Origin of the sequence: Kitasatospora putterlickiae (assembly GCF_039527695.1) — a bacterium.
Classification (GTDB): Bacteria; Actinomycetota; Actinomycetes; order Streptomycetales; family Streptomycetaceae; genus Kitasatospora; species Kitasatospora putterlickiae.
Genome location: NZ_BAAAKJ010000013.1, coordinates 2,266 through 12,746, shown reverse-complemented (window position 1 = coordinate 12,746; position 10,481 = coordinate 2,266). Strand labels below are relative to the sequence as shown.

Here is a 10,481-nt window from a genome sequence, read left to right as displayed (position 1 = left end):
GCGGCGGCGCCGAGTGGATCGAGAACGACGTCCAGCCCAGCCGCGACGGTGTCCCGTACGTGCTGCACGACGACACCGTCGACCGCACCACCAACGGCAGGGGCCGTATCCGCGACCTGAGTGCCGCCCAGCTCGACGCCCTGGACGCGGGCTCCTGGTTCGGACCGACCTACGCGGGCGCCCGGGTGCCGAGCCTGGCCGCCCAGCTGGAGGACCTGCGCACCCGCGGCGGCAACCTCCTCCTGGAGATCAAGGGCCCGCACACCCGCCAGGAGGTCGCCCGGATCGTCCAGGAGATCCGCGACCACGGCATGACCGGCCGGGTCTTCGTGCAGAGCTTCGAGACCGACGCCCTGCGCCACACCCGCGAACTCGCCCCCGAACTGCCGCTGGGCCTGCTGCGCGGCAGCCTCGACGCCGACCCGGTGGCCCTGTCGAAGGAACTCGGGCTGTCCGCCTACAACCCGTCCGACGGCGCCCTCGCCTCCCGCCCCGGCGTGGTCAACGACCTGCACACGGCCGGCGTCGCGGTCAACGTCTGGACCGTCGACTCGGCCACCCGCTGGAAGGCCCTGGAAGCCGCCGGCGTCGACGGCATCATCACCAACCGCCCCACCGAGCTGACGACTTGGCTCTCCGCTCACCACTAACGGCGCGCACGACAGGCAGCAAGGAGGTTCCGATGCCCGAGGACGACGGCACGAGGGCGGCCCGCACGCCCGACGGTCGGGTCCACGTCGACTTCTACGCCAAGCGGGCCGTGGCCGACGGCCGCACCGTCGAACTGACCTACGGCGACTGCCGCCTCCTCCTCGCCCTCATCGCGCAGGGCGAGGAGTTCCGCTCCCACCAGGACCTGGGCCTGCGGGTGTGGAACCACTCCCGGGCCACCCGGCACGACATCGGCGTCCGCCTCGCCTACCTGCGCGCCAAGCTCGGCCCGGAGTGGATCGAGACCAGCGCCGACGGCCACCGCCTCGGCCGCCCCCCGCTCCCGCCGACCCCTTGACGTCGCTTCCCTCTTCACACGGCCCGGCGGCTCCGCAGAATGGACGGGCGCCAACGGCGCCACTGCGCCACGACACGAGGGGGAGACGGGATGCCGCGACGTCGAGCACCGCTGGGCGGCAACGGAGCCGTGGCGAGATTCGCCGAACGGCTCCAGGACACCCGGGAGACCTCGGGACTGACGCTTCGTCAACTCTCTCGCCGGTCTGGATTCTCGCCCGCCACGCTGTCGACGGCGGAGAGCGGGCGGAGGCTCCCGTCCTGGGACGTGACGGCCGCGTTCGTGGCGGGGTGCGGCGAGACGGACACCGGGCGTTGGCGCGGGCTCTGGGAGGCGGCCCGCGAGGAGGCGGCCGGCGCGGGGGCACCACCGTCGGCGGGGGAGGCGGAGCAGGCGGACGGCAGGACCCCGGGCCCGGACGGGCCGAACACCGACCGGACAGCGGACGGGCCGCCCGCGGGCACCGACGCCGATCCGGCCGTCACGCCCCGGCGCGGCCTGCTGCGCCGCACCTGGCCCATGGCGGTGGTCGCGCTGATCTCCTCGGCGGCGACGGCGCTCGGCCTGCTGCTCGCCACGCCCGCCGACAAGTCCCTGCCGGCCGCGCAGGACGGATCCGACCCCAAGCCGTACGACTGCCCGGCGGACGCCACCAACCTCGACCAGGTCCCGGTGGTGCTCCCGCAGGAGACCGTGATCGACGGGCGCGTCCAGCCCTCCGGCACGGTCCTCGGCACCGTGACGCTCCGCCACTCGGCGCGCTGCGGGGGAGCGTGGTCCCGGTTCGACCCGGACGGCACCGTCTTCACCCAGCCCAACCAGGGCACCGTCACCACCCGCGCGGTCCGGACCAGCGACGGCACCTACACCCAGTTCCACCTCGGCCACATCGACCAGAGCTACGCCGACCTCCTACTGACCGGCATCGGCTGCGTCGAGGCCCACGCGACGGTCACCGTCGCCAACGACGGTGTCACCGCGGAGGGCGTCACCCAGTGCCTGCCCAAGCTCGCTTGACGCCAAGGCGGCGTCCGGCGCGCGCTGCGCCGCGCCGCGCCGCCGCCGTTGTTCACCGTTGTTCCGTCGACTGGGGCGTCCGTCCAGAACGGAGCCGGTCGTTGTTCGGCGACGTTCGGAACCGGAGCGAACCCGCTGGTCAGCGGCTTGCCGGTGAGCTTCTCTGACAGGGCGCAACCCGCGGCCTGACCGGGCCGCGGCCCTGCTCCCGCATCGGGATCAAGTCGGAGAAAGGTACCGAACCATGAGGATTCCGCGTCTCAGGGAAGCGCTGCTCGCGGGGGCCGTCACGGCCTCGCTCGCGATCACCGCCACCCCCGCGTCGGCCACCGCCGACACCGCCACCACGACCACCGCCGCCACGACCACCACCGACACGATCACCACCGCGCCCCTCACCCAGCCGTCGTGGTGCGGCTGGCAGCCGGCCAACAACTCCAACATGTTCGCCGTCGTCTCCTGGGACTTCGTCAACGTCCGCTCCGGCCAGGGCACCGAGTGCGACGTCGTCGGCTCCGCGACCCGCTGGAACACGGTCCGCGCGCGCTGCTACATCGACAACGGCATCGGCGAGCGGTGGTACTACAGCGACGTCAACGGCGTCCGGGGCTGGATCTTCGGCGGAGCCCTCACCGGCCTCGCCGAACCCGCCCGCTGCTGACCCGAACCACTGACACCGAACCACTGACACCGATCCCGGGCGCCGAACCCGCCACCGCGGGTGCGGAGCCCGGGGCCCGTAATCGGTAGATCCACTCACGCGGACGACGTCCGACGGATATTCTCACCCTGCGCCGCGCCGTGCCGCACGATCCCGCAGCGCGACGAAGTCGTCCTGGTACGTGGAATGTTGAGGTGGGGGACATGGCGGACGAGCCGCAGATCACGGAGCTGGACTCGCTGGAGTTCTGGGTCACCGAGGACGACGAGGAGGACGCCGACACCATGGGCGTCTTCGGACGCGACCGCGACGCCGTCTTGCGCCGCGTCCCCCTCGGCGCCCTGCGTGACAACCTCACCGAGACCGTCGACGCGCTGCAGGCGCTGTTCGAGCGGATCGCGGAGCGCGGCGGCCCGATGCCGCTCAAGGAGGTCCAGCTCAGCTTCCAGGTCTCCGCCTCCGGCGGCGTGCAGCTGATCGGCAGCTCCCAGGTCCAGGGCACCCGCGGGATCACCTTCGTCTTCGGTCGCTGACGCACGACGGGGCCGGGCTCGATGGACCGGTTCGCCGCGCTACTCCTCGGCGCCAGCGACTACGACCTCGCGGGCTTCACACCCCTGCCCTTCGTCCCCCGGGACCTCGAACGGCTCGGCGAGGCCCTGCGGGCGCGCGGCTTCCGGGTCGTGCTGCCCCCGACCCGTGGCCAGGTCAGCGCCAACTTCGTGAACGGCGAGGTCGGCCACTTCCTGCGGACCGCCCGGCGCGGCGAGACGGTGCTGATCTGCCTGAGCGGCCACGGCCTGCACGCGGAGGGCAAGGACTACCTGATCCCCGAGGACCTGCACTCCGGGGTGGAGCCGCCCTGGTCCGGCTGCGTCGCCATCGACTGGAAGTACGAGGTCGAGCGGACCCCGGCCGCCCAGGTGCTGTTCCTGATCGACGCCTGCCGCAACGGCGTGCGGCAGGACTTCATGAGCGGGACGATCGGCTGGGCCACCGGGGAGGCCCTGGTTGTCGCCGGCCGCAAGGTCGCCCACCTGTACGCCTGCTCACCCGGCGAGTACGCGCGCTTCGTCGGCTCCGAGAACTCCCGGCAGGATCCCGGGAGCGGCTCGTTCAGCCTGTTCTCGCGCGCCGTCCTCGACGTGCTGCGCGCGCACGACGGGCCGCTGAACCTGGAGCAGCTGCGCGTCGACGCCCAGGCCCGGATCCAGGAGTTCCACGAGCGCTACGGCAAGCGGGGCCGGGCGCAGAACGTCCGGGTGCTCACCGACGTCGACCAGGCCGGGTTCCTGGTCGCGGGGCCGGCCCGGTACGAAGCCGTCCCGCCCGTCCCCGACGCCGTCGCGGGACCGGCCCCGGTCCTGCAGCCCCTCGCCGCCGACCTGACGGCCGCCCCGCCCGCCGACCCGGGAGAACTGCTCGGGCTGGCCGTCTACGAACTCCAGACGACCGGACGCACCGCCTACCTGGAGGAGTGCGCCGCCGTCGGCCCCGTCGACGACCTCCTCCGGCTCTGCTCCCTGCAACTCGCCCCGGCGGCCACCGCCGCGATGTGGACGGCAGCGGCCCTGCGCCGGCCGGTGGTGTCCCTGGTGGAACTGGTCGCCGCCCTCCGCGGAGCGGGCCTGACCGAGGCCGCGCACCAGGTGCTGGAGTCTGCCGCCACCGGACGTCCGCCGGACGAGCTGCTGCGCGCGCTCGGCGCCGCCGGCCTGCGGGCCGAGACGGTCGCCGAACTGCGCGAGATGCTCCTCCGCGCGCTGGACGGTCTGCCGCTGGCCGAGCTGGTGGCGTGCGTGGTCGCGCTGAAGCAGGCCGGGCTGGACGCTGAAGCGGAGTGGTTCTTCGCGGTGCCCCGGCCGGCGGAGGACCTGCCACCGCTGCTGGCCGCGCTGGACGCCGCGGACCTGGCGGCCGAGGCCGGCCAACTGCTGCGGGTGTCGGTCACGGGGTACGGCCCGCAGGCGGTGGACGGCCTGGCGGCGGCGCTCGCGCACGCGGGTCAGTCCGCGCACCGCGTCACCGTGCTGACGCTCCTCGCGACGGGGCCGGTGGACGACTTCGTCACCTGGCTGGCGACCGGTCGCTCGCGCGACGGCTTCGACGAGGACGCCGCCTTCGCCCTCCGTACGGCCGTGGCCCGGAGCGGAGACCGGGACGCCCTGCCGGCGGCTCTGCGGGAGGCCGGTCTGCGTGGCGCGGCGACGCTGCGCCACCTCGACACCGTCCACGAGGAGTTCGCCCGGCTCGCGCCGGCGGATCTGCTCGCGGTGCTGGGAACCTGGACGGACCGGGGTGAGACGGCGGACGCCGAGGCCGTGGTGACACGCGCGGTCCGGCCCTTCGAGCCGGACCGGGCGGCCGAACTGGGCGTCCTGCTCCACGACGGGCCCGCCGCCCTGCTGGATCCCCTCTGCCGGGAACTCTCCGCGGCACCTCCTGCCCAGGTGGCGGAGTTCTGCGGGCACGTTGGTGTTGTCCACGGCCTCCGCGACACGGTCCTGTCCTCCCTGGGTCAGCGGCTTCCGCCGGACGGATTCCTGCCGTTCCTTGAGGAACTCCACAGGCGCGGGCTGCACGCTGCGGCGGCTGGGTTCCAGGGCGCGCTGGCTCGCCACCGGCAGACGACGGACCTCCTGCCGACGCTGGCGAGGATGCGGGAACCGGATCGGTCCAGGTTCCTGTCATACATCCTCGTACCCCCCAGGTCATCGGCCCAGCTCGCCGAACTGCTCCAGCTGGTCTGCCGCGAGGAATGGCGTGAGGCCGTCGGAGATCCGATGGCGGCGGCGATCGTCTTCCGGTCCAACGATGACGTGCTGACCGCCATCCTCGGCGAACTCCATGAGAAGGGAAGGTCGTTCGAAGAGGAGGCGCTGCTCCGCCACCTGGCGGTCGGCGTGGGCACGGACCGTCCGGAGCGGATCGCGCAGTGGCTGGCGTCCACGGGCCGGCGCGATCGGGCCGCCGCACTGCTCGCCCAGGCGGCCGAGGGCCGGAGCCCGACGGAACTCGCCCTGCTCTGCGCGAACATGGTGGCCTCGGCGCATTCGGAACTCGGCAGACGCCTACTGGCCGACGCGGCCGAGCAGCGCTCCATGCGCTACCTGGCCGAGCTGGCCGCGGCACTGGCCCACTACCCGGCCGACCCGGGACCGGCCGCCGAGGCCGCCCAGCTCCTTCAGCGGGTGGTCGAACGGCGCCCGCCCGGGCAGGTGGCGGAACTGCTGGTCACCCTCGATTCCCGGTGGCCGGACGATCGGGTGCCCGTCGACATCGGCGCCCTGCTGGACGCGTTCCTCCAGGCCAGGTCGGTCGGTGAGACCGGGCTCCTGCTCCAGGAACTGGCCGCCTGGTGTGCCGTCGGCGACCCCGGCGAGCGTCTGGCGGCGTCCGTCCGGACCCGTGCGCCCGCGCTCTTCCACGCGGCCCGGACGACCGGGGCTCCGACGGGCACCCAGTACGTACTGAACGCGTTCCGGGGTGACCCGCCCGTGCGGGTCGACGACGTACGGCAGGTCTTCGACGAAATGGCCCGGACCGGCGGCTTCGAGGAGAGGGCCGCTGTGCTGGACCGGCTCGGTCGGCTCCAGCCGCCCGAGGCGGTGGCCGGGCTGCTGAAAGGGTTTCCGCAAGGGGGCGTCCTCGAATCGCTGTGCCGGGCGGTGGCGGAGCGGCCGCAGGAAGTGGTCGTCGCGGTCCTGGCGGAGCTCGGCCGCCTGGAGGGGGCGGAGCGCGGTCTCGCCGAGTACCTCGGTCGGACCGTCCCCCCGGACCCCTGCCGGAACCTCCTGGTCGAGCTGCTCGCCGCCCGGCAGGGTCGCGCCGCCTCCATCGTCCTCGGGGCCGCCCCCTGGTCCGCCGCGCCGGCGGAGCTCGCCGAGCTGTTCCTCCTCCTGGAACGGGAGGGCGACGGGCGGCGGCGGGCGGCGCTGGAAACCCTGACCCTGAACCCGCTCTCCGCCGCCCAGGCCATGGAACTCCTGCACCACCTGCACCGCGACGGGCCGCGCGAGGCCGTCCTGCGAGCGGTCGCGCCCACCCCGGACGCCCCGTCCCTCTGGCTGGACCTGAACGCGCGCGGCTGGTTCCGGCACGCCGCGATCCTGCTCGGCCAGTTGCCGGCGGACACCGATGTGGTCCCCTGGTACCGGCGGTTGCCGGAGATCTCGGACGCCGACCGGGCGGCGCTGCTGCGGGAGAGCGGGGCGGACGGCCCGTTGCGCGAGATCGCCGCGGACGCCGGGGTGGCCAGGGCGGCCCTGATCACGGCGGTCCTGCACCGGCCGCCCGCCGACGTCGCGAGCCTGCTGGCGGCGCCGACCGGTGCAGCGGCCCGGTGGACGGAGCCGCGGCGGGTCCTCGCCGCCGCCCGGCGGAGCGCCGAACTCGTATCGATCCTGGAGAAGTTGGCCGGGCGGCACCCGGACGAGGCCGGTCTGATCACCGACCGGCTGGTCGCCGACGAGCCGGTGGGCCGGATCGCCGAGCTGCTGGGCGGCGGACCGGTGGCGGCGGGGCTGACCGCCCGGTCCGCGCTCGCCCGGGGCGTGACCACCGGCCTCGTCGGCCGCTTGCTGAGGGCCGGACACGACGAGGGCGCCGAGGAGCTGATCGACGCGACCGTGATCCCCGCGAGCGACGCCGCCGGGGCCGCGCGGGTCGTGGTGGGCCTGGCCGGGGCGGGGGTGTCGTCGAGCCTCCGGCAGCGGTTGATCCACGGGTTCTGCCGTCGCCACCAGTCGCAGGCCAACGCCCTGCTGACCCACCTCGTCCGGGCGGGTCTCACCGCGGACGTCGAGGAGACGCTGACGGTGTTCTACGTGGTCCGTACCGCCGGCGAGCGGGACGCGATCATGCGGAAGCTGAGGGCGGCGGCGACGGCGGAGGAAGCGAAGGCCCCGGCCCGCTGGCGCCCCTGGCGCAAGGACACCAACGGCCCTTAGCTAGAACGTGCCGAAGCTCGCCGGCCCCGTCGGGTGGTAGGTGTGGGCGGTGACGCCGGAGGGGGTGGTGCGGGTGCCGGCGAGGCGGAAGGCGGTGGGTGGGCCGGCGTCGGGGAAGAGGCGGTGGCCGGTGCCGAGCCGGACCGGGGCGGTGACGAGGTGGTACTCGTCGATGACGCCGTGCGGCATCAGGGCGCGGGCGAGGGCGCCGCTGCCGTGGATCTGGATCTCGGTGTCGCCCAGCCGGTCCTTGAGCGCGGACACCTCGGCGGCCACTCCGCCGGGCGCGGCGCCGGTGAGCACCGTGGTGTTGTGCCAGGCGGGGTCGCGCAGGGTGGTCGAGGCGACGTACTTGGGAAGCGAGTTGAGCGGGTTGGCGACCGGGTTGTCGGGATCGGTCACCTTCGGCCAGTAGCCGGCGAAGATGTCGTACGTCCGGCGGCCGAGCAGGAAGGCGCCGGCGCGGCCGATCACCTCGTTCATCAGGGCGCCGAACTCCTCGTCGGCGAACGGGAACAGCCAGCCGCCGTGGGCGAAGCCGTCCTCGCGGTCCTCGTCCGGTCCGCCGGGTGCCTGCATCACGCCGTCGAGGGTCAGGAAGGTGGTCAGGACGAGCTTGGCCATGAAGGGTCTCCCCGGGTCGGATGCCGCCCCCCGGGCACCCAAGATCCCAGACGGGCCGCCGTGGCACCGCCGCGCCACGCCGTGGCGGCGCCCGACGGTCGAGGGCCGACGGCGCGCGGCCCGCCACCTCCCCCGAGCGGGGTGGCGGGCCGCACGGGTCGTCAGGCGACCGACACCGCGCTCCAGGCGGCGGCGACCGCCTTGTACTCGGTGCCGTTGAGGCCGTAGAGGTCCCTGGCGGCGTTCAGGGACGCGGTGCGCGCGCCCTTGTAGTCGGTGGTGGACGTCATGTAGACGGTCAGCGCCCGGTACCAGATGGCGGCGGCCTTCTGGTTGCCGATGCCGGTGACCGTCGAGCCGTTGCAGGTCGGGCTGTTGTAGGCGACGCCGTTGATCGTCCGGCTGCCGCTGCCCTCGGCGGCCAGGAAGAACCAGTGGTTGCCGACGCCCGAGGAGTTGTGGACGTCGAGCTGCCCGACCTTGCGGCTCCAGCAGTCGGCGGAGCGGCCGTCCAGCGAGGGCTTGTCGAAGCGGCGCAGCCACGGCGGGGTGGACTGGTCGCTGAACAGGTAGTCGGGGGTGTCCACCGCGTTGGCGGCGTACCACTCGACCATCGTGCCGAAGATGTCCGAGGTGGCCTCGTTGAGGCCGCCGGACTCGCCGCTGTAGCGGAGGTTGGCGGTGGCGCTGGTGACGCCGTGGGTCATCTCGTGGCCCATGGTGTCGAGGTCGACCTGCTCGGGGTCGACGCTGCCGTCGCCGTCGCCGGTCATCATGCAGAAGCAGCTGTCGGACCACTGGGCGTTGTCCCAGTTGGTGCCGACGTGCACGAAGACGGTGGCGCCCCTGCCGTCGTTCCTGATGCCGGCGCGGTTGAAGGTGTTCTTGTAGTAGTCGTACGTCCAGGCGGTGTTGGCGTGGGCGTCGACGGCGGCGGTGGCGCGGTCGGCGGAGAACTTCCGCCCGTCGCCCCAGACGTTGTCGGCGTCCGTGTACAGGGTGCCGGAGCTGGCGGTGAGCGTGTTGGCGGAGACGTTGTGGGCGTCCCTGGTGACGTGGCCGCGCACCGGGTCGATCAGCGCGTAGCCGCCGCCGCTCTGGGCGGTGGTGTCGATGGTGATGTCGCCGGTGTACTCGGAGTGGCCGGTGCCGCCGGCCTGGTGCTCGGCGTCGTAGGCCTCGATCCGCTCGCCGGTGGTGGCGTCGGTGACGATGACGCGGCCGGCCGGCCGGCCGTGGTCGCCGGTGCCCTGGACGGTGGTGCGCCAGGCGAGGCGGGGGGTGCCGTCGGCGGCCCAGACGACGAGTTCGGGGCTGCTGACGGGGTTGCCGATGCCGGGGGCGGCCTGCAGCGCGCGCCCGGCGGTGAGCTGGGCGGGGACCGTGGGGACGATGGTGCGCACGGCGGCGTCGTGGGCGGCGGCGCGGGAGGAGTCCTTGAGCCGGCCGCGGGCGTCCTGGTGGACCACCAGGTCGCCGCCGACCACGGGCAGACCGAGGTAGGTGCGGTCGAAGCGGACGTGCCGGGTGCCGTCGGCGTCGAGCACGACGTCCCTGACGATCAGGTCCTGGCCGTCGGTGTAGCCGAAGAGCGCGGCGTCGCGGGCGACGTTGGCGCGGGCCTGGGCGATCGCGGCGGCCCGGTCGGTGGCGGCGTCGCGGCCGGTCGGGGCGGCCGAGGCGGTGCCGGTGGTGACGGTGGCGGCGACGAGCGCGGCGGTGGCGGCTATGGCTCCGGCCGCGAGGCGGCGGCGAGACGAGGAGGAGGGGCTCACTCTGACTCCAGTCGGGGATGCTGCGTGGTGCAGGGACGAGGGTTGCGACGAGATTGACGGTGAGCAGTCATTCGGGGCTAGAGCAAACGTCAGATTTTTGCCAATTCGTGTCCTGTACTGATCAAGAGTGATCGGCCGTGAGCAGCGCGTTTACGCTCCTGCCATGACGACCCCCCAGTCCCCGGCGCCCGACCTCCACTGGCGCGGCGACTTCACCGACCGCGAACTCACCGCCCTGCACGCCGCCGCCTTCGGTGACCCGGGCGACCCCGACCGCCCCGCGACCCCCTGGCGCGCCCGGCTGGAGCGCCACAGCCTCGGCTGGGTCTGCGCCCGCCCGGCCCCGGCCGGACCGCTGCTCGGCTTCGTCAACGTCCTCTGGGACGGCGGCGTCCACGCCTTCCTCCTCGACACCGCCGTCGCCCCCGCCGCCCGGCGGCGCGGCC

The 10,481-nt window shown here is 73.8% G+C and carries 8 protein-coding genes and 1 pseudogene; 7 read left to right on the top strand and 2 right to left on the bottom strand.

All coding sequences use genetic code 11. From position 1 onward, the window contains the following. From ABD308_RS01285 to ABD308_RS01260, 6 genes are all read left to right on the top strand, one after another. On the top strand, positions 1-650 hold a 650-nt coding region (locus ABD308_RS01285), incomplete at its 5' end, for a glycerophosphodiester phosphodiesterase (protein WP_344324126.1). A gap of 32 nt (positions 651-682) precedes the next feature. Further along, positions 683-1,009, top strand: coding sequence for a response regulator transcription factor (locus ABD308_RS01280; protein WP_344324123.1), 327 nt, complete (start codon positions 683-685; stop codon positions 1,007-1,009). A gap of 39 nt (positions 1,010-1,048) precedes the next feature. After that, positions 1,049-2,026, top strand: a complete 978-nt coding sequence (locus ABD308_RS01275) for a helix-turn-helix domain-containing protein (RefSeq protein WP_344324120.1) — start codon at positions 1,049-1,051, stop codon at positions 2,024-2,026. 244 nt (positions 2,027-2,270) lie between these two features. Next, positions 2,271-2,687 carry an SH3 domain-containing protein gene (locus ABD308_RS01270; protein WP_344324117.1) on the top strand — a complete coding sequence of 139 codons (417 nt, stop codon included), beginning with the start codon at positions 2,271-2,273 and terminating at the stop codon, positions 2,685-2,687. A gap of 203 nt (positions 2,688-2,890) precedes the next feature. Further along, complete coding sequence (locus ABD308_RS01265) at positions 2,891-3,220, top strand: Pepco domain-containing protein (RefSeq protein WP_344324114.1); 330 nt, start codon at positions 2,891-2,893, stop codon at positions 3,218-3,220. Between the two features lie 21 nt (positions 3,221-3,241). Next, positions 3,242-7,636, top strand: coding sequence for a hypothetical protein (locus ABD308_RS01260; RefSeq protein ID WP_344324111.1), 4,395 nt, complete (start codon positions 3,242-3,244; stop codon positions 7,634-7,636). Here the strand turns inward: ABD308_RS01260 and ABD308_RS01255 are convergent, their stop codons facing one another. Continuing rightward, on the bottom strand, positions 7,637-8,260 hold the full coding sequence (locus ABD308_RS01255; protein WP_344324108.1) for a dihydrofolate reductase family protein: 624 nt from the start codon (positions 8,258-8,260) through the stop codon (positions 7,637-7,639). A 161-nt stretch (positions 8,261-8,421) separates the two neighbouring features. Next, positions 8,422-10,035, bottom strand: a complete 1,614-nt coding sequence (locus ABD308_RS01250) for a M4 family metallopeptidase (RefSeq protein ID WP_344324105.1) — start codon at positions 10,033-10,035, stop codon at positions 8,422-8,424. Between the two features lie 163 nt (positions 10,036-10,198). Between ABD308_RS01250 and ABD308_RS01245 the strand changes: the two are divergent. Continuing rightward, positions 10,199-10,481, top strand: a pseudogene (locus tag ABD308_RS01245) (hypothetical protein); the annotation flags it as partial.

Bases quoted from the DNA above. Each gene is read 5' to 3' on its own strand.
- ABD308_RS01255 (WP_344324108.1), bottom strand. From the start codon at position 8,260: ATGGCCAAGCTCGTCCTGACCACCTTCCTGACCCTCGACGGCGTGATG.
- ABD308_RS01270 (WP_344324117.1), top strand. From the start codon at position 2,271: ATGAGGATTCCGCGTCTCAGGGAAGCGCTGCTCGCGGGGGCCGTCACG.
- ABD308_RS01265 (WP_344324114.1), top strand. From the start codon at position 2,891: ATGGCGGACGAGCCGCAGATCACGGAGCTGGACTCGCTGGAGTTCTGG.
- ABD308_RS01260 (WP_344324111.1), top strand. From the start codon at position 3,242: ATGGACCGGTTCGCCGCGCTACTCCTCGGCGCCAGCGACTACGACCTC.
- ABD308_RS01275 (WP_344324120.1), top strand. From the start codon at position 1,049: ATGGACGGGCGCCAACGGCGCCACTGCGCCACGACACGAGGGGGAGAC.
- ABD308_RS01280 (WP_344324123.1), top strand. From the start codon at position 683: ATGCCCGAGGACGACGGCACGAGGGCGGCCCGCACGCCCGACGGTCGG.